The 19,541-nt window shown below is 54.5% G+C and carries 19 protein-coding genes and 1 pseudogene; 11 read left to right on the plus strand and 9 right to left on the minus strand.

Features of this window, described 5'->3' with window-relative positions:
• The first annotated feature begins 121 nt into the window (after positions 1–121).
• The 9 genes and pseudogenes from INT84_RS01965 (at position 122) to cspE (ending at position 8,741) form a co-directional block, all read left to right on the plus strand.
• Positions 122–511 (plus strand): DUF2946 domain-containing protein, encoded by a 390-nt coding sequence (locus INT84_RS01965; protein WP_194205433.1) that lies wholly within the window; start codon positions 122–124, stop codon positions 509–511.
• Positions 512–567: 56 nt separating this feature from the next.
• Positions 568–888, plus strand: a complete 321-nt coding sequence (locus tag INT84_RS01970; protein ID WP_194205434.1) for a copper-binding protein — start codon at positions 568–570, stop codon at positions 886–888.
• Between the two features lie 12 nt (positions 889–900).
• A pseudogene (locus INT84_RS01975) lies at positions 901–2,157 on the plus strand (TolC family protein).
• Entirely contained in the window at positions 2,154–3,587 is a 1,434-nt protein-coding gene (locus INT84_RS01980; protein ID WP_194205435.1) for an efflux RND transporter periplasmic adaptor subunit, read from the plus strand. Before INT84_RS01975 ends, INT84_RS01980 begins: the two are co-directional and overlap by 4 nt.
• The gene (locus INT84_RS01985; RefSeq protein WP_194205436.1) at positions 3,584–6,703 is read left to right on the plus strand and encodes an efflux RND transporter permease subunit; all 3,120 of its coding nucleotides are present in this window, start codon (positions 3,584–3,586) and stop codon (positions 6,701–6,703) included. The genes INT84_RS01980 and INT84_RS01985 overlap by 4 nt, the downstream gene beginning before the upstream one ends.
• A 138-nt stretch (positions 6,704–6,841) precedes the next feature.
• Positions 6,842–7,306: an STM2901 family protein gene (locus INT84_RS01990; protein ID WP_194205437.1), complete on the plus strand. Its 465-nt coding sequence runs from the start codon at positions 6,842–6,844 to the stop codon at positions 7,304–7,306.
• Complete coding sequence (locus tag INT84_RS01995; protein ID WP_194205438.1) at positions 7,306–7,617, plus strand: DUF1493 family protein; 312 nt, start codon at positions 7,306–7,308, stop codon at positions 7,615–7,617. Before INT84_RS01990 ends, INT84_RS01995 begins: the two co-directional genes overlap by 1 nt.
• Positions 7,618–7,804: 187 nt before the next feature.
• The gene (pagP, locus tag INT84_RS02000) at positions 7,805–8,338 is read left to right on the plus strand and encodes a lipid IV(A) palmitoyltransferase PagP (RefSeq protein ID WP_370529635.1); all 534 of its coding nucleotides are present in this window, start codon (positions 7,805–7,807) and stop codon (positions 8,336–8,338) included.
• Between the two features lie 193 nt (positions 8,339–8,531).
• Positions 8,532–8,741 carry a transcription antiterminator/RNA stability regulator CspE gene (gene cspE, locus INT84_RS02005; RefSeq protein ID WP_000034826.1) on the plus strand — a complete coding sequence of 70 codons (210 nt, stop codon included), beginning with the start codon at positions 8,532–8,534 and terminating at the stop codon, positions 8,739–8,741.
• A 63-nt stretch (positions 8,742–8,804) separates the two neighbouring features.
• Here the strand turns inward: cspE and crcB are convergent, their stop codons facing one another.
• Positions 8,805–9,176, minus strand: coding sequence for a fluoride efflux transporter CrcB (crcB, locus tag INT84_RS02010; RefSeq protein ID WP_228065865.1), 372 nt, complete (start codon positions 9,174–9,176; stop codon positions 8,805–8,807).
• An 88-nt stretch (positions 9,177–9,264) separates the two neighbouring features.
• On the opposite strand from crcB, the gene INT84_RS02015 reads away from it, so the two are divergent.
• Both INT84_RS02015 and tatE read left to right on the plus strand, forming a co-directional pair.
• A complete protein-coding gene (locus INT84_RS02015) occupies positions 9,265–10,053 on the plus strand; it encodes a deaminated glutathione amidase (RefSeq protein ID WP_194205440.1) in 789 nt (262 codons plus the stop codon).
• A gap of 127 nt (positions 10,054–10,180) precedes the next feature.
• The gene (gene tatE / locus INT84_RS02020; protein WP_194205441.1) at positions 10,181–10,384 is read left to right on the plus strand and encodes a twin-arginine translocase subunit TatE; all 204 of its coding nucleotides are present in this window, start codon (positions 10,181–10,183) and stop codon (positions 10,382–10,384) included.
• A gap of 85 nt (positions 10,385–10,469) precedes the next feature.
• Here the strand turns inward: tatE and lipA are convergent, their stop codons facing one another.
• From lipA to mrdA, 8 genes are all read right to left on the minus strand, one after another.
• Complete coding sequence (gene lipA, locus INT84_RS02025) at positions 10,470–11,435, minus strand: lipoyl synthase (protein ID WP_176917689.1); 966 nt, start codon at positions 11,433–11,435, stop codon at positions 10,470–10,472.
• Positions 11,436–11,644: 209 nt separating this feature from the next.
• Complete coding sequence (locus INT84_RS02030) at positions 11,645–12,598, minus strand: YbeF family transcriptional regulator (RefSeq protein ID WP_194205442.1); 954 nt, start codon at positions 12,596–12,598, stop codon at positions 11,645–11,647.
• A 301-nt stretch (positions 12,599–12,899) separates the two neighbouring features.
• A complete protein-coding gene (lipB, locus tag INT84_RS02035) occupies positions 12,900–13,541 on the minus strand; it encodes a lipoyl(octanoyl) transferase LipB (protein ID WP_194205443.1) in 642 nt (213 codons plus the stop codon).
• A 95-nt stretch (positions 13,542–13,636) separates the two neighbouring features.
• Complete coding sequence (ybeD, locus tag INT84_RS02040; RefSeq protein WP_176917686.1) at positions 13,637–13,900, minus strand: DUF493 family protein YbeD; 264 nt, start codon at positions 13,898–13,900, stop codon at positions 13,637–13,639.
• Between the two features lie 102 nt (positions 13,901–14,002).
• Positions 14,003–15,217 carry a D-alanyl-D-alanine carboxypeptidase DacA gene (dacA, locus tag INT84_RS02045; RefSeq protein ID WP_176917685.1) on the minus strand — a complete coding sequence of 405 codons (1,215 nt, stop codon included), beginning with the start codon at positions 15,215–15,217 and terminating at the stop codon, positions 14,003–14,005.
• A gap of 138 nt (positions 15,218–15,355) precedes the next feature.
• Complete coding sequence (gene rlpA / locus INT84_RS02050) at positions 15,356–16,510, minus strand: endolytic peptidoglycan transglycosylase RlpA (RefSeq protein ID WP_194205444.1); 1,155 nt, start codon at positions 16,508–16,510, stop codon at positions 15,356–15,358.
• 10 nt (positions 16,511–16,520) lie between these two features.
• Complete coding sequence (gene mrdB, locus INT84_RS02055) at positions 16,521–17,633, minus strand: peptidoglycan glycosyltransferase MrdB (protein ID WP_194205445.1); 1,113 nt, start codon at positions 17,631–17,633, stop codon at positions 16,521–16,523.
• Positions 17,634–17,635: 2 nt separating this feature from the next.
• Positions 17,636–19,537 (minus strand): peptidoglycan DD-transpeptidase MrdA, encoded by a 1,902-nt coding sequence (mrdA, locus tag INT84_RS02060; RefSeq protein WP_176917682.1) that lies wholly within the window; start codon positions 19,535–19,537, stop codon positions 17,636–17,638.
• Positions 19,538–19,541 lie beyond the last annotated feature (4 nt).

Here is a 19,541-nt window from a genome sequence, read left to right on the forward strand (position 1 = left end):
GTTAATATTTAATGAAATAACGCCTGAATCAAACACAAACGTAAATATCCTAAAAAATGCTTTAATTTAAAAATCTACGCTGCGTATACTCGCTGCACGATTCATTGATTTGCGAAATGATATGCACGCCTACTGGAGCCACCGCCTGCGCTTTCTGAAAAAGCATCTGCTGATGCTTTTGCTGGCGTTTGGCTGGCTGCTGATCCAGAGCCAGATGGCGCTTGCCTCTCATGATTGCGCCATCGCGCCGCAGGGTGAAACCGTCATGATGCAGCATCTGGATCACCAGATGACGCATCCGCAGGTCGCCAACGCGCCGTTGTGCGATAAGCACTGCGTGCCGGATACGGTGCAAAAAATCGATCATCCTCCGCTGGTGGCGCTGCCGATCGCCGTTACGCTCGACGTTGTGCCGCTGCCGTGCCAGGCCGCGCCGCGCAGCGAATGGTCGTTAACCCCGCCCGCGGTGGGTCCGCCCGCCACCATTCGCTTCTGCCGCTTCAGAGAATAGCCTTCCCGATAATTCGCCGTTTTTTTATCTAAAATTCACGATTATCAGGAGTTGCTATGTCTATTTTTTTCCGCGCGCTGGCTGGCGTGCTGCTCAGTTTTTCCCTGTTTGCCGCTCAGGCACACGATCATCAATCTACTGTCGCTGCGACAGGCCCGGTGTATCACGCCCAGGGCACCCTCAAAAAAATCACGCCACAAACGGTGACTATCGCCCATCAGGCGATTGCCGATCTCAACTGGCCGCCGATGACCATGCAGTTTGCGCTTCCGCCCGGTGCTGAGCGCGCGTCACTGACGCCCGGTGAAAAAGTCGATTTCACCTTTGTTCAGGGTGAGAGCGGTTATCAGATCGTTTCTTTGACCGCGCTGCGCTGATCCGGAGGCCGTATGAAAAAACCTGCGCTGAGCCTGTGGCTCGGCGGGGTCCTGCTCGGTCTGATCCATGTCTCTGCTCAGGCAGAGTCGTGGACCCTCGCGCAAACCCTGACCGCTGCCCAGCGCTATTCTGCCGGACTTTCCGCCAGTCATAATGAGGCCCGCGCGCTTGAGTCGATGGCGAATTCCGCCCGCGAACTGCCGGACCCAAAGCTTAAATTTGGTATTGAAAACCTGCCCGTGCAGGGCAGTAACGATCGCCGCTTCACCCGTGAAGGGATGACCATGCAGCGGGTGGGCGTAATGCAGCGTTATGTCAGCAGCGAGAAGCGCGAGCGTAAGGCGCTGACCCTGGAGGCGCAGGCGCAAAGCGTCACCGCGCAATCAACGGCGCTTCAGGCTGCCCTCCAGCGCGATGCCGCTCAGGCCTGGCTGGATCTGGCGCTATCGGAAAAGGCGCTGACGACGGCGCGGCGCATCGTGGCCGAAACCACCCGTCAGCAGGCGGCACAAACGGTGAGCGTCAGTACCGGCAGCGCGATGCCCGACAGCGTGCCTGAGCTTCAAATGACGCTCAGCGCCATGCGCGATGAGGTCACGCTGGCAGAACGCGACGTGCAGCTTGCCCGCGCGCAACTGGTGCAGCTTACTGGCGAGTCGGTGACGGCGATTGCCGGAGCGCTGCCGCCGTATCAGCGTTTACCCGCCGATGAGAAAACGCTCCAGCAGGGCGTTGCGCTGCATCCGGAGGTGATCGCCGCCGCACGGGAGGCCGATACCGCCAAATCGCGCTCGGCGCAGTCGGCCATTGCGGCCATTCCGGATGTCGAGGTTGAGGTCTATTACGCCCACCGGGCGGAAGGGTACGACGATATGGCCGGGGTGATGTTTACCGTCGACCTGCCGCTGTTCCAGTCGCGCCGTCAGGATAAAGACCATGCTGCCGACGTGTCACTGTCGATGCAGGCAAACGATCGCCTGGCGCAGACGGCGCGCGAACATACCGCCTAGCTCAGTTCGCTGATCGCCCGGTATCAGGCGGCACACACCCTCTGGTCGCGCCAGCGTGACGACATTCTTCCCTTACAACAGCGTCGACTGGATCTGTTAACCGCCCAGTACCGCGCCGGGCAGTCATCGCTTTCTGCGCTATTAACCGCGCGGCGCGATCTGCTCACCAGTGAACTGGCGGCCAATAAGGCCGAAAAAGAGGTTGCCCGTAACTGGGCGGCGAGCCGCTGGCTGATCCCTCAGGAGATAACACAATGAAAAAAGGACTTCTGGCCGCGTTAATTCTGGCCGTTGTAGCGGCAGGCATCGGCTATTACGCCGGACGGCAGGCTTCCCAACCGGCCGCGCAAACACCAGCGCAGGCCGGGCGTAAAGTGCTCTACTGGTACGATCCTATGGTGCCCGACCGCCGCTTTGATAAGCCCGGTAAATCGCCGTTTATGGATATGCCGCTGGTGGCCCGTTATGCCGACGACTCTCCCGCGCAAGGTGGCGTGACGATTAGCGCAGAACAGCAGCAGAATCTGGGTATGAAAGTGACGACGGTCGAAAAACGGCTGTTAGCGGCAGATTTTTCCGCCTTTGCCACCGTGACCACCGACGAGCGCAGTCTGCGGGTTATCCCTTCTCCGGCTTCCGGCGTGGTGGAAAAACTGTTTGTCCGGGCTCCACAGCAGTGGGTGAAAGCCGGAGAGCCGCTGGCGCAGCTGTGGATCCCCGACTGGACGGTGGCGCAACAGGAGTATCTGGCAGTGCGGCAGCTAGGCGACGCTGCGCTGACCCGCGCGGCCCGTGAACGGCTGGGGTTGCAGTTTATGCCTGCCGCCACTATTCGCGAGCTGGAGCGCAGCGGTAAGCCGCAAACGCGTATCACCCTGCGTGCGGAGCAGGCGGGTTACGTAGCAAAACTGGAGACCCGTGAAGGGGCGCAGGTTGCCGCCACCGCGCCGCTCTTTGAACTGGCCTCGCTCGATCCGGTATGGCTGATTGTCGATTATCCGCAGACGCAGGCCGCGCGGCTTGCGCCTGGCAGCGAGGTCATCGCACTGTCCGATAGCTGGCCCGGCGAGCAATTCCACGGGCAGGTGAGCGAACTGTTGCCGCAGCTTGAAACCACCACCCGGACGCTGCGGGCGCGCATTGTGCTGGAAAATCCGCAGCAAAAACTGAAGCCCGGCATGTTTTTAACCGTCAAAAGCGCACGGGCGCAGCAGGGTTTACCGGTGCTGGCGGTGCCGGAAGAGTCGCTGATCGCCACCGGTAATGATGCCCGCGTCCTGCTTACCGACGGGAAGGGGCATTTCAGCCCTGTCGCTGTTACCACGGGCATCACGGCGAATGGCTGGACGGAAATTAAAAGCGGTCTGCAAGAGGGAGCGCAGGTTGTTACCTCCGGCCAGTTCCTGATCGACTCGGAAGCCAGCCTGCGTAGCGCACTACCGGAGCATGCCACGGTTAAAACTTATGAAACCACCGGCGTTGTTCAGGCGCTGGACGGCAATATCATTACCCTTGCGCATCAGCCGGTGCCTGAACTGAACTGGGGCGCGATGACAATGGACTTTACGCTTAAGCGGCCCGTCAGCGGGATTAGTACAGGCGACAGGGTAACGTTCAGTTTCACCCTGGATGATGAACAGGGGGCAACGATCGTCCATCTGATGCCCGCCGGGGAGGTGATGAAATGATTGCTGCTGTGATCCGCGCCTCGCTGCGCAACCGTCTGCTGGTGATCCTCGCCGCCATCGGCATGGCCGTCTGGGGACTGTGGGCAGTGCAGCGTGCGCCGCTGGATGCGCTGCCGGATCTCTCCGATGTGCAGGTGATCGTCCGCGCCAGCTATCCGGGCAAAGCGCCGCAGATTATTGAGGATCAGGTGGCCTGGCCGCTGACTACCTCGATGCTGTCGGTCCCGGGGGCGAAAAACGTGCGCGGCTATTCGATGTTTGGCGATGCCTATGTTTATGTCCTGTTTGAAGACGGTGTCGATCTGTACTGGGCGCGCTCCAGGGTGCTGGAGTACCTGAGCCAGATCCAGTCCCAGTTACCGGAGGGCGTGACGGTGGCGCTGGGGCCGGATGCCACCGGGGTCGGCTGGGTCTATGAATATGCGCTGGTGGATCGCAGCGGTAAGCATAGTCTGGCGGATTTACGCGCGTTGCAGGACTGGACGCTGCGCTACGAGCTGAAAACCGTGGCTGGCGTTGCTGAAGTGGCAAGCGTCGGTGGGATGGTGAAACAGTATCAGGTGATCCCCGATCCGGCGCGAATGCGGGCGCTGAATATTACCCATCAGCAACTGGTTGATGCGCTGAAGGCTGCCAATCAGGAGAGTGGCGGAGCGGTGCTGGAGATGGGCGAAGCCGAGTATATGGTGCGTACCAGCGGTTACCTGCAAAACACCGATGCGTTCCGCCAGGTGGTGATCGCCAGCCGTGAGGGCTTGCCGGTCATGCTGTCAGATGTGGCAGATGTGCGTATCGGCCCGGAAATTCGCCGTGGCGTGGCGGAATTAAACGGCGAGGGCGAGGTGGCGGGCGGCATTATCGTCATGCGCTACGGGCAGAATGCACTGGAGACCATTCGGGCGGTTAAAAGCAGACTCCATGCGCTGCAACAAACTCTGCCGTCCGGGGTGGAGATCGTGCCGGTTTACGATCGCTCAACGTTGATTGAACACGCCGTTGAGACCCTAAGCCATAAACTGCTCGAAGAGTTTATTGTGGTCGCCGCAGTCTGCACGCTGTTCCTGTTTCATTTCCGCTCGGCGCTGGTGGCGATTGTCTCACTGCCGCTGGGGATCCTCGGCGCGTTTGTGGTTATGCATTATCAGGGAGTGAATGCCAATATTATGTCGCTCGGCGGCATTGCCATTGCCATCGGGGCGATGGTGGATGCGGCCATCGTGATGATTGAAAACATGCACAAAACGCTGGAGCAGTGGCGGCACGACAATCCCGGTCGCCAGCCGGAAAACGCCGACTACTGGCGCATCTCCGAACAGGCGGCGGTAGAGGTGGGACCCGCGTTGTTCTGTAGTTTGCTGATTATCACCCTCTCTTTCATTCCGGTTTTCTCACTGGAGGCGCAGGAAGGGAAGATGTTTTCGCCGCTGGCCTTTACTAAAACCTGGGCGATGGCGGTCGCCGCCGGGCTTGGCATCACGCTGGTGCCGGTGCTGATGGGCTATTTTATTCGCGGTAAAATTCCTGATGAAAAAGCTAACCCGCTTAACCGCTGGCTGATCCGCGCCTATGAACCGCTGCTGGATCGTGTTCTCCAGTGGCCGAAAGCCACGCTGGGGCTGGCGTTGGTTCTGTTGATCGTCACCTTCTGGCCGCTTAGTCGGCTGGGCAGCGAATTTATGCCGCCGCTGGACGAAGGGGATTTGCTTTATATGCCGTCAACGCTGCCGGGGATTTCTGTTCGTGAGGCGACACGGCTGTTGCAGCAGACCGACAGGCTGATTAAAAGCGTGCCGGAGGTGGAAAGCGTGTTCGGTAAAGCCGGGCGCGCGGAATCGGCGACCGATCCTGCGCCGCTCACCATGCTGGAAACCACCATTCGCTTCAAGCCCCGCGACCAGTGGCGTAGCGGCATGACGCCCGACAAACTGGTGGCCGAACTCGATCGCACGGTAACGATTCCCGGTATTGCTAACGTCTGGGTGCCGCCCATCCGTAATCGCCTCGATATGCTGGCGACGGGGATCAAAAGTCCGGTGGGGATTAAGGTGAACGGCAATAATATTGCCGATATTGAGCGTGTTGCACGGCAAATTGAAGGCGTGGTGAAGGACGTTCCCGGCGTGACCTCGGCGCTGGCAGAACGGCTTTCCGGCGGGCGCTACGTCGATATTACTATCAACCGGCTGGCGGCGGCGCGCTATGGCGTTTCGGTGCAGGAGCTGCAATCGCTGGTGGCGACGCTGGTAGGCGGCGATAACATCGGCCAGACCATCGAAGGACGTGAACGTTATCCTATTAACGTGCGTTATCCGCGTGAGTTGCGCGATAACGTCGATAAACTCCGCAACCTGCCGGTCGTGACCGCCAGCGGTAGTCAGATTGCGCTGGGCGATCTGGCGGACATTACGATCAGCGAAGGGCCGCCGATGCTGAAAAGCGAAAATGCCCGCTTGTCTAACTGGATCTATGTGGACTTGCGCGGTCGCGATCTGAAATCTGCCGTCGATGAGATGCAGCAGCGGGTGACGCAGCAGGTCAAACTGCCACAGGGTGTAACGCTCTCCTGGTCAGGGCAGTTTGAATATCTCGAACGCGCGACGGCGAAGCTGAAAATAGTATTGCCGGTAACGTTGATGATTATTTTTGTGCTGCTGTGGCTGACCTTCCGGCGTATTTCCGATGTGCTGCTGATTATGGGCACGCTGCCGTTTTCGCTTATTGGCGGTGTCTGGCTACTCTGGCTGTTGGGATATAATCTGTCAGTTGCTGGCGCGGTCGGATTTATAGCCCTGGCAGGCGTGGCAGCGGAATTTGGCGTCATTATGGTGCTGTATCTTAATCACGCTAAAGAGAAATATCGTCGCCTGGAGCCGGAAGGCGGTAATGCCACACTGTTACGGGCAATTCATGAGGGGGCCGTCCTGCGCGTGCGTCCTAAAGTAATGACCGTGGCGACGATTATGACCGGATTATTGCCGGTAATGTGGGGCAGTGGCGCAGGTTCGGAGGTCATGAGCCGCATCGCCGCGCCAATGATTGGCGGCATGATCACCGCGCCATTACTTTCTATGCTGGTTATTCCGGCGGTGTATAAGTTACTGCATCGGATGAAATAAACAGAGTGCGCCCTCGCGGGCGCACTCTGATAATAAATATTTGTCATGCATATTATTTTGGTTAATCCATTCTTGCAAAAAATAATTTACATTCCAGATGCATGGCGTTAGATTTATATTTTTAATAAGAGATTAAAAATGGATACGGTTGAAGAAGTTAATGGAACTTACTTTTATGGCGGCTTTGTAAATCTGACGCCTGCGGACCTATTCAAGGCTATCTTATTGGAGAAATTTGCAAGATATACAGAAATAGAATTGTCAGCAGCGTCGCTTATATTGTCAGGCATGCCTTTAATCCCTACCAGGACCAAACCTGGTGGTGCTGTATGGGGAACCAGTTTAGCTTCAATAATTTCTCGTTCAGCACTTAATAAAATACATTTTCCTGAAGGTTTTCATATGTATACGCCAATAGGTGTGAATCCCAGCAAAATTCATTTTGCTAAAACGAATAAGTTAGGTACAGTGATTGGTCGATACATACCGTATATAGGCTGGGCTGGCGCTGCTGCTACCGCATGGCGTATTGCCTATGAAACCAGGCGGCACTATAATCTTATCGCCAGACCTGAACATCGTATTCAATGGGCAGCATTTTAATGAGTATTGAAGAGAGAGTTAAACAACTCGTAATAAAACACGCCTGGGAAATGGCAGATGATTCTTCGTTGAGTAGTGGCGATAATCAACTCTTGCCTGAAGATGCTGAACAACTGTTGAGTGAATATTTTACGGTGTTTAATGTTGATGATTCATCCTTTGATTTTAGACGATATTATCCTAATGCCGGAATTTGGTTTCTTCCCAACTGCATCCTTCCTCGCTATTTAAAAACTGATAAAAATGATCCTGAGCCGCTGACGATTAAAATGCTTGTAGCCTGCGCTAAAGCAGGGTATTGGATATATTGAGCGAAACCTTTTACGAGCATTTAAATGAACTGGTGATCGAAAGGTCAGGCGAACTACAATGCAGGCAAATAAACCAGACTAACCTTATACAAACTTGTTAATTTCTCGTTTAGATACTTTATACTATCCTAATGCGCGAATTAACAGAGTGGTTATACATGTGAAAAAATTCAAATGCTTTCTTCTTATTATGTTTTTTATTGTGCCTCCGGCGTTTGCCTCAACCATCGGTGCGATGATACATGATGGAGCCACAACGCTCAGCGATAACGTCGCCGAAACCTGGCAGGAGCCGCAGCATTACGATCTGTATATTCCGGCGATCACATGGCATGCGCGCTTTGCCTACGATAAAGAGAAAACCGATCGCTATAACGAGCGACCGTGGGGCGCGGGGTTTGGTCAGTCACGCTGGGACGAAAAGGGGAACTGGCACGGCCTCTATTTTATGGCGTTCAAAGATTCCAATAACAAGATCGAACCGATTGGCGGCTACGGCTGGGAGAAAACCTGGCGGCCGCTGGCGGACGATAATTTTCGTCTGGGCTTAGGATACACCGTCGGGGCAACCGCGCGAGATAACTGGTACTACATTCCGGTACCGGTTCTGCTGCCGCTGGCGTCGGTGGGCTATGGACCAGCGACCTTCCAGATGACCTATATTCCTGGAACCTATAATAATGGCAACGTCTACTTCGCCTGGCTGCGTTTTCAGTTTTAAGTTCGGTAAAAGCACGCTGTCACGCGTGTCATCATGACGGCTGAGTCAAAAGGGCGAATAATGTGATGCACTTAAAAAAGTTAGCGCTTTTTATCACTTTTTCGCACGGTTGGACTGGACAAATCGCACCACAATTGTTGTACTGATACCCGACACAGCATTTGTGTCCTTTTTTCATGTAAAGGTAATTTTGATGTCTAAGATTAAAGGTAACGTTAAGTGGTTTAATGAGTCCAAAGGATTCGGTTTCATTACTCCTGAAGATGGCAGCAAAGATGTGTTCGTACACTTCTCCGCTATCCAGACTAATGGTTTCAAAACTCTGGCTGAAGGTCAGCGTGTAGAGTTCGAAATCACTAACGGTGCCAAAGGCCCTTCTGCTGCAAACGTAACTGCTCTGTAAGTTCAACGACAGCATGAATTCAAAACCCGCTCACAGGCGGGTTTTTTTTCGTCCATAAAACGCTCAGCGTGCGCCCGCCGCGGAAAATAACCAGAAGGCCATCGCCGTCATGGCGAAGGAGCCCAGCAGGTTGACGGCAATGTTTAACAGCGCCCAGCCAAACCGCCCGTCCTGTAACAGAAATACCACCTCGGCAGAGAACGTGGAAAAGGTGGTCAGCCCGCCGCAAAAACCGGTAGTAATAAGCAGCTTCCAGACGGGATCAACATCCGTCAAACGATTGAACCACGCCAGACCTGCGCCAATGATAAACGCGCCTAACAGGTTTGCGGTTAAGGTTCCCAGCGGAATAGCATGATGCAGCGGGTTAAATTTCATCCCCAGCCACCAGCGCAGCACGCTACCAGTGCCCCCGCCAATAAATACCGCTACCATGACTTGTAACACGGTTATTACCTGCTATTTCATAATAAAGACGATAGTGTAACGTCAGCGTTGCGTTGCTGGAACACCCGGAGTGTATATGATTATTGCCGCTGGACAATTTGCCGTCACGCCCCACTGGGAAACCAATGCGCGACGCTGTGTTAATTTGATGGCTCAGGCCGCAGAGAAAGGGGCCGCGCTGCTGGTCCTGCCTGAGGCGCTACTGGCGCGCCAGGAAGACGATCCTGATTTGTCGGTAAAATCCGCTCAGCCGCTGGACGGCGTGTTTTTAACCCTGCTACGGGAAGAAAGCCGCAAGAATACCATGACCACCATCCTGACGCTGCACGTGCCCTCTGCGCCGGGCAGAGCGGTTAATACGCTGGTGGCGCTACGGGGCGGAGAAATTATTGCCAGCTACGCTAAACTGCATCTGTACGACGCCTTTAGCATTCAGGAGTCGCGGCGTGTTGACGCGGGCAACGTTGTCCCGCCGCTGATTGAGGTCGCCGGGATGCGGGTAGGGCTGATGACCTGTTACGATCTGCGCTTTCCTGAACTGGCTATCGCTCACGCCTTACAGGGCGCGGAAATTCTGGTTCTGCCGGCAGCATGGGTACGCGGACCGCTGAAAGAGCATCACTGGGCGACGTTACTGGCCGCCAGAGCGCTGGATACCACCTGTTATATCGTGGCAGCCGGTGAGTGTGGCACTAAAAACATCGGTCAAAGCCGGATTATCAGCCCCTCAGGGGTGACGCTGGCGGGGGCCGATGATGCCCCTCAACTGATCGTGGCAGACGCCGACCGGGAGGTGCTTCAGCAGTTTCGCGCAAAATTACCGGTATTAGTTAACCGAAAGTTTGCGCCTCCGCAACTATTGTGACGTTTTTTTAAACAATGCTTGATTCACCTTGTTACAGATTGCTATTGTGTCTGCGCCGCAAATGTCCGTTAATAGAGACTGGTCTTTGTGGCGTATTACGCAGCCTGTTTTTTTGAAGAAGGTATCTATGGGTGAGATAAGCATTACCAAACTGCTGGTGGTTGCAGCACTGATTGTTCTGGTGTTTGGTACGAAGAAACTACGTACGCTGGGCGGAGACCTGGGCACGGCAATCAAGGGCTTCAAGAAAGCCATGAACGATGACGACACTACTGCGAAGAAAAGCGCAGCAGAGGATATTCCGGCAGAACGGATCACACATAAAGAGTAACAGCAACGCTCTAAGGCTTGCGAAAAAAAACCGGCACTATCTGAGGCCGGTTTTTTTATGGTAAATGTAAGCGGCTGTATCTCGCTTATTTGACCTCAATACCTTTTGCCTGCAAATCGGCATGGTAAGACGAGCGGACAAATGGACCACAGGCGGCATGGGTAAAGCCCATCGCCAGCGCTTCGGCTTTCATTTCATCAAACTCATCCGGGCTCACGTAGCGTTGCACCGCCAGGTGATGGCGGCTCGGTTGCAGGTACTGACCAAGGGTCAGCATCGTTACGCCATGACGACGCAGGTCGCGCATCACCTCGATGATTTCGGCATTGGTTTCGCCAAGCCCGACCATCAGGCCCGATTTGGTCGGGATTTCCGGGTGCGCTTCTTTAAAACGCTCGAGCAGCTTCAGCGACCAGTTGTAATCCGCGCCGGGGCGCACCTGACGATAAACACGCGGCACGTTTTCGAGATTGTGGTTAAACACATCCGGCGGCGTGGCATTGAGGATTTCCAGCGCCCGATCCATACGGCCACGGAAGTCCGGGACCAGCGTTTCGATGCGAATGGACGGGCTTTTCTCGCGGATCGCCGTAATACAATCGGCAAAGTGCTGCGCGCCGCCGTCACGTAGATCGTCGCGATCCACGGAGGTAATAACCACATAGCGTAGCGCCATATCGGCAATCGTCTGCGCCAGCTTCTGCGGTTCGCCCGCATCAGGGGTGACCGGACGACCATGCGCCACGTCGCAGAACGGACAGCGACGGGTACAAATGGCACCGAGGATCATAAAGGTCGCGGTGCCGTGGTTAAAACATTCTGCCAGGTTAGGGCAGGAGGCTTCTTCACACACGGAGTGCAAGCCGTTTTTGCGCATTGCCGCTTTGATACCCTGGATACGAGAGGAGTCAGCCGGAAGCTTAATTTTCATCCATTCCGGTTTTCTTAACATCTCGGTACGCTCGGTAGCGACGTTTTTAACCGGGATAAGGGCCATTTTATCGGCGTCGCGGTACTTAACGCCGCGTTCCATCACAATGGGTTTACTCATAGCATGCGTGTTCCAGTTGCGGATAACGGGGGAAAACGTTTCTATTCAATGAAATGTCGTATTTATCAACTATTTTTGAATAAACTCCACGCAGTATACCATTGATAGCGAGGGGAAAGCAGCCTGCCAGGACAGCTATTTGTGAAATAGTTGTTGTTTTTGTTCACATGCCCTGGCGGAAGTTGGCGATGTTTTTTAACCGAGAGAGATCAGAACGCCTGACGAATCGCGTTTATCACGTTTTGTAAAACCGGATCGCGCAGGCTCAGCTTGTTGTAATGCAAAGAAAATTCTAATTTCTCCTCGTTCAGCGGCGGATAGTCAATCGTACGCAGCGGCCAGCAGGAGGCAAAAAGACCGTGGATGAGGGCAGGCATGAGCCCGATAAGATCGCTGTCCGCTATCAGCGCCGCAATGGTAAACAGGTTATAGCTGCTAAAACTGACCTGCCGGTCCGGGAACAGTTCATAAATACGTTTACGCAGGTCGCCGTGGTTTTGCCCGTCCACCATCAATAGCGTGTGCTCATACTGCCGGAGCGTATCGATATTCATCGGCTGCTCCAGCGCTGGATGCCCCTCGCGGCAGACCAGTACCAGTTGGTCGGTATAAAGAACGTGATGGGCCAGCGCACGGGCGGTGATGACGTAACTGTCGATGACTAAATCGGCCTGAAACTGGCTCAATTTATCGATAGCGTCCGTTACCGGAATATTGCGCAGCAGCAGTTGTGGAAACTCTTTTCTGACCGCCTTATAGATGGTCGGCATCACCAGCGCGCCGACGGAGGAGGAGGTGGCAATGGTGATGGTTCGCTGCTTGTCATAGCTGCCGGTTAAATCCAGCGCGCCGAGGATCGACTCCATGCCCTGACTAATATACTCATGGAGATGGCTGGCGTAAGCGGTGGGAGTGACGCCCTGGCCTTTACGAATAAAAAGAGGATCGGGAAATATAGCTCGCAGTTTCTGAATCGACTGGCTAATAGCCGACGGCGTCAGGTTCAAAATTTTGGCTGCGTTAACAATCCCTTTATGCACATAAACTGCCTCAAAAATAGTCAACAGATTGAGGTCAATATTTCGGAGCGTGCGGAATATTTGCGGGTTATCGTCCTCACGCAATGGTTTTATTCGTTTTTCTGGCAGATCGTTGTAATCCACGCTTAGGCTCCATTTCCATTCACAGTATGAATGATAGTTGATGCAAATCTTGTTGTTATTATCGTCTCAATTATCGCAAGGGTGAATGATCTTTATCTTAAATATTAAAAAGTTACCTGCGTATCAAAGCGGTAGATCCCCCTCGCGTCAAAAAAACCACCGCGCTCTGCTACTTTCCAACTCATTCATAATTAAAGCAAATCAAGCGAAATGAAAATATAGAAAGTTCAGGAGGTTGTAAAGAAAAAAGGGGATAAAGCGGGGGCGGACGCCAAATTAACATCCCGCCACGCTTAATCAGTTAAGTAGGGATATATTCATAACCTGGATTGTTTAGCAGTGCTAAAAAATGCTCCACTAATACAGGGGAAATAGAATCGGGGGTGGCATCGTTGACCCATTCACTTACCTGCGCCATTTCCATTCCCGCATAACCGCAAGGATTGATGCGCAGGAAAGGAGAGAGATCCATCGCAATATTCAGTGCCAGCCCGTGAAATGAGCATCCTTTGCGAATGCGCAGCCCCAGCGAGCAAATTTTCTTTTCACCGACGTAAACGCCAGGCGCATCGGCGCGAGGATGGGCTTCAATGGCAAAGTGCGCCAGCGTATTCACCACGGTTTGTTCAAGCAGCGTGACCAGTTCACGGACGCCCAGCTTACGGCGCTTCAGATTAAGCAGGACGTACATCACCTGCTGGCCCGGCCCGTGATAGGTCACCTGACCCCCCCGGTCACTCTGGATAACAGGAATATCACCGGGGACCAACACGTGCTCGGCTTTACCGGCCTGGCCCTGAGTGAAAACCGGGAGATGTTCAACCAGCCAGATCTCGTCCGGCGTATTGTCATCGCGGGTATCGGTAAAATCGTGCATCGCCTGCGAGACGGCTGCATAGGGCTGAAGGCCGAGGCGGCGAATAAGGATGGTGTCCTGAAGCAAAACGGTATCTCCGGGGGAAAAGCAGTATCGGGATGCCGGGGATTATATCATAGCGGGGAATGCGTTACCCGGCGGGAACCGGGTAACTGAATGACTTAAAGCACCATCCGAACAATGTCGATGTTGCCCAGCTCTTCATAGAGCGTCTCAACCTGCTCAATATGGGTCGCGTTAATCGTGATGGAGACCGAGTGGTAGTTGCCTTTGCTGCTCGGTTTTATCTGCGGAGAGTAGTCACCAGGCGCATGGCGCTGTACCACTTCGACCACCTGATCAACCAGCTCAGGTTTCGCCAGACCCATCACCTTGTAGGTAAACGGTGTAGGGAATTCCAGCAGTTCGTTCAGTTTGGTTTTCATGTCAGCTCCGGCGTTACAAAAAAGAATAACTCCCCAGGAAAGGGGAGTTATCAGGATGAGTAGTATATGGGGGTGGAAACCCGCTTTTCAATAGGCTAAATGTTAACCAAACCAGTGGTGGAACATTAGCTTGATGTAATCAATGATTTTACCGAAGAAGTTGCCTTCCGGGATCTCCTGGAGCACCACCAGCGGGCGCTGCTCAATGACTTTGCCGTCCAGCTGGAAGTTGATAGTACCAACCACCTGGTTCTTTTGCAGCGGCGCGTGCAGTTCCGGATTGGTCAGCACATAGCTGGCTTTCAGATCTTTCATTCGACCGCGTGGAATAGTCAGGTAGACGTCTTTATCAACGCCAAGAGAGGCGCGATCGCTGTCGCCGAACCAGGCGGGCTCAGAAGCGAACTCTTTACCTGCCTTCAGCGGGTTAACGGTTTCAAAGAAGCGGAAGCCCCAGGTCAGCAGTTTTTTGCTTTCCGTCTCGCGACCTTTAAAGGTGCGACCACCCATGACGGCGGAAATCAGGCGCATCTGGCCTTCGGTTGCAGAAGCGACGAGGTTATATCCCGCTTTTTCTGTATGCCCGGTTTTGATGCCGTCAACGTTCAGACTGTTATCCCACAGCAGGCCGTTGCGGTTGGTTTGGCGAATACCATTAAACGTAAACTCTTTTTCTTTATAGATAGAGTATTCGTTCGGCACGTCGCGGATCAGCGCCTGACCAATCAGCGCCATATCACGCGCGGAACTATATTGCCCCTCGGCGTCCAGGCCGTGAACGGTCTGGAAGTGGGTGTTTTTCAGGCCCAGCGCCCCGACATAGCTGTTCATCAGACCAACAAAGGCATCCTGGCTACCGGCAGCGAAATCTGCCATAGCCACACAGGCGTCGTTACCTGATTGCAGGTTAATGCCACGGATAAGCTGCGAGACCGGTACCTGCATCCCTGGCTTCAGGAACATCAGGGAAGACCCCTTGAATACCGGATTACCGGTGGCCCAGGCGTCGTTATTGATGGTGACCAGATCGCTCTCTTTGAACTTACCGGCTTTCATCGCCTGTCCAATAACGTAGCTGGTCATCATCTTGGTCAGGCTCGCCGGATCGCGTCGCGCGTCAGCGTTTTGTTCTGCCAGGACCTTACCTGAGTTGTAATCAATCAGGATGTAGGATTCAGCGTCGATCTGCGGAACGCCCGGGATCATGGTTTTAATGTTCAGATCGTCAGCATGCGCGGCAGTAGCAAGCGTGGCAATGGACAGGACTGAGGTGAGCGCAAGGCGCTGCACGGAACGAACGGAGAAAGTGGTCTTCATGGTCAGAAAAACGACATCCGTGATGGAGTTAAAAAAAGTGCCCTACTATAGCAAAAGCTATACGGACCGGCATCTGACATTGCGCATGACTTTGTTAATGTCATTTACATAATCTGACAAAGCCAGATGCCACTAAAGTTAATTTGCGCCAGTGATGAATGACTGGAGCTGCGCTTCGTTTTGCAAACGTTGCTGTAAGGCACTGGCATCAGCTTTGGAACTGAACGGACCCAGCTGGATACGCCATACCGCGCCGTTTTGCATCACCCGACCCGGCACAGAAAATTGCTGGCCAAGACGCTGCTGATACTGTTGCGCACGAGCCTGATCGCTGACAGCACCGACCTGCACCATATAGTTCCCGCTGGCGGCGGCTGGCGCTGGCGTGGCAGTTGCTGTCGGGGCGGCGGCGGGCGCAGCACTGGCGGCAGGCGCAGCGAGGTTACCCGGCGCGCTCACCGGCGCATTCTGACCCGCAGGCGCGCCAGCAGGCTGTACGGCAGCAGGTTCACTGCTCTCCAGGACGCCAGAGCTTAACGTCGTTGGCGCACCGAGGAAACCGCTGCTTTTCACTGGCGCACCGGCTCCGCCATCTTCAGGCTGTAAGGTATCATTGCTGATTGCCCGAATGTTGCCATCAGACGGCTGTACGGCTTGCGGTGCAGAAGAGGCGCTACCCATACCCCCGCTGAGATCGGGGCGATCCGGGAGAGCATAGGTCTGCTTCGCCACGGTAGTACAGGCCATGCCCGGCCCGGAAAGCGTACCATCCTGCGCGACGATAATCGGATCGATGCGCACTTTGGTATTATTGGACGTATTCAGCCGATCGGCCGCCGCCCGTGAAAGCGAAATAACGCGATCGTTGCCATAGGGGCCACGGTCGTTAATCCGCACCACAATCATCCGGCCATTCGCGGTATTGGTTATCCGCGCATAGCTTGGGATCGGCAGCGTTGGGTGCGCGGCGGTGAGCTGCATCGGATCAAACGTCTCTCCTGAGGCAGTCAGATTGCTACCCGGCTCAGCGTCATAAATCGCAGCCAGTCCCGCCTGGCTAAAACGTGAAGGGTCCTGAACGATTTTGTAGCTTTTGCCGTCGCGTTCATAATCCTGATTGACCGTTGCGTTCAGAGGTTCATAGCGCGGATCGGCCCCGCTAATCTCTGTTGTCGGACCATTACAGACCGCTGGCTGCGGTGCAGCAACATTTTGCTGCTGCTGATTTCCCGTATCCGTACAGGCTGCCAGTAGTCCTGCTGCTATGCAGATCCCAAGCCATTGCTTACGCATTGCGCACCCCTTAAACGCTTTTTGACAACATTTTCCTGTGAGTATGGATCGACATAACGATACCAAACCCGGCCATGAGTACAATCAGGGCAGATCCCCCGTAGCTCACCAGCGGCAATGGAACGCCCACTACCGGTAAGATACCACTCACCATACCAATATTTACAAACACATATACGAATAAAATCAACATCAGGCCACCGGCCATGACCCGGCCAAAGGTGGTTTGTGCCCGAGCAGCGATCCACAATCCGCGCATGATCAGTAATACATACAGCGCCAGCAGAACAAGGAAGCCCACCAGCCCCAGTTCTTCTGCCAGCACCGCAAAGATAAAGTCGGTATGGCGCTCGGGTAGAAACTCAAGCTGGGACTGGGTGCCGTGTAGCCATCCTTTGCCACGTAGCCCGCCGGACCCGATAGCAATTTTCGACTGTATAATATGATAGCCCGCGCCCAGCGGATCGGTTTCCGGATCGAGGAGCATCATTACGCGCTGGCGTTGATAATCATGCATCAGAAAGAACCACAGGATCGGAATAAACGCGGCGACCAGCAGCACGGCGATGCCAATCAGCTTCCAGCTTAACCCGGACAGGAACAGTACAAACAGTCCGGAAAGGGCGATAAGAATGGAGGTCCCGAGATCGGGCTGCGCCGCCACCAGCAACGTAGGCATAAAAATAAGCACCAGCGCGATGGCCGTGTTCTTTAACGAGGGCGGACAGACGTCGCGGTTAATAAAGCGGGCGACCATCAGCGGCACGGCGATTTTGGCAATTTCCGACGGCTGGAAGCGCACCACGCCTAAATCCAGCCAGCGCTGCGCGCCTTTAGATATCGCGCCAAAGGCATCGACCGCTATCAGTAAGATGACGCAGAAAATGTAGAGATAGGGTGCCCAGCCTTCGTACACGCGGGGCGGGATCTGCGCCATGACGACCATCATCACCAGCCCCATCGCGATCTGGCCAATTTTGCGTTCCATCATGCCAATATCCTGGCCGCTGGCGCTCCAGATCACCAGTGAACTGTACACCAGCAGCGCGAGGATGATCAGCATCATCGTCGGATCGATATGGATTTTATCCCAGAACGACTTTTTATTTGGATTATCGGTCATGATTATTGGTCCTCCGCCGCCGCTGTCGCCGGGTTTTCTGCTGGCAGATCGGTGTTGTTATCACCGAGCATAATATGGTCAAGGATCTGGCGCATAATCGTCCCGACGGCCGGACCTGCGCCGCCGTTTTCCAGGATCATGGCAACCGCAACGCGCGGGTTATCGTAAGGCGCAAACGCCGTCATTAACTTATGGTCGCGCAGACGTTCGGCAATCTTATGCGCGTTATACGTTTCGTTCGCCTTCAGGCCAAAGACCTGAGCCGTACCGGATTTTGCCGCTACTTTATACGGCGCATTCATAAAATATTTATGCCCGGTGCCGTTAGGGCGGTTCGCCACGCCGTACATGCCGTCTTTGGCGATTTCCCAGTAGCCGGAATGGATATCACCTACCGGTGGCTGTTGTGGCTGTACCCACGGAACCTGTTTACCGTCTTCCATGGTGCTCATCAGGAAATGGGGCACTTTGACCACGCCGTCGTTAATCAGGATCATCATCGCTTTGTTCATCTGGATTGGCGTGGCGGTCCAGTAGCCCTGGCCGATACCTACCGGAATAGTGTCCCCCTGATACCAGGGCTTTTTAAAGCGTTTCTGTTTCCATTCACGGGTCGGCATATTACCCGAGCGCTCTTCGGAGAGATCGATACCGGTATAATGGCCATAGCCAAATTTACCCATCCACTCGGAAAGGCGGTCGATGCCCATGTCATAGGCCACCTGGTAGAAGAAGGTATCGGCGGACTCTTCCAGCGACTTGGTGACGTTAAGATGACCGTGTCCCCATTTTTTCCAGTCGCGATAGCGTTTTTCCGAGCCGGGCAGCTGCCACCAGCCGGGATCGAACAGGCTGGTATTGCGCGTAATGACCCCCGCGCTCAGGGCGGAAACCGCAACGTAAGGCTTCACCGTCGAGGCCGGAGGATAAACCCCCTGCGTGGCACGGTTAATCAGCGGCGTGTCGGGATCGTTCAGCAGTGCGGCGTAATCCTTGCTGGAGATGCCGTCAACGAACAGGTTCGGGTTATAGCTTGGCGTAGACACCAGTGCCAGAATCCCGCCGCTACGCGGATCGGTGACTACTACTGCGGCGCGACTGCCGGCCAGCAGAGTTTCAATATAGGTCTGAAGCTTGAGGTCGATCGTCAGATAGATATCGTGCCCGGCCTGCGGCGGCACCTCTTTTAGCTGACGGATAACGCGGCCACGGTTGTTGACTTCAACCTCTTCATAGCCGGTCTGACCGTGCAGAACATCTTCATAATAGCGCTCAATACCGAGCTTACCGATATCGTGCGTTGCCGCATAGTTTGCCAGTTTGTTTTCTTTATCCAGCCGCTCAACGTCTTTATCGTTAATTTTTGAGACGTAGCCAATGACGTGGGTCAGGGCGGAACCATACGGATAGTAGCGACGTTTATAGCCCTTCACCTCAACGCCCGGAAAGCGATACTGATTGACCGCAAAACGTGCGACCTGGACTTCCGTCAGGTTGGTTTTCACCGGAATAGAGGTAAAGCGATGTGAGCGGCTACGCTCTTTTTTAAAGTTGGCGATGTCTTCATCGTTAAGATCGACCACCTCACGCAGGGCGTCGAGGGTCTGCTGCACGTTGTCGACCTTCTCCGGCATCATCTCAATCTGATAGATAGTCCGGTTCAGCGCCAGCGGCGTACCGTTCCTGTCGTAAATAATGCCGCGGCTTGGGGCGATCGGCACCAGCTTGATGCGGTTTTCATTCGAACGGGTCTGGTAATCGGTAAATCGATTAATTTGCAGATTATAGAGATTGGCAACCAGCACGCCGGAAAGCAGCAAAATCCCCGTAAAGGCGACCAGCGCCCGGCGCACAAATAGCGCGGACTCAGCCGAATAGTCGCGAAAAGAATTCTGTAATTTCATCCGC

It is taken from the genome of Superficieibacter sp. 1612_C1 (assembly GCF_015234305.1).
GTDB lineage: Bacteria > Pseudomonadota > Gammaproteobacteria > Enterobacterales > Enterobacteriaceae > Superficieibacter.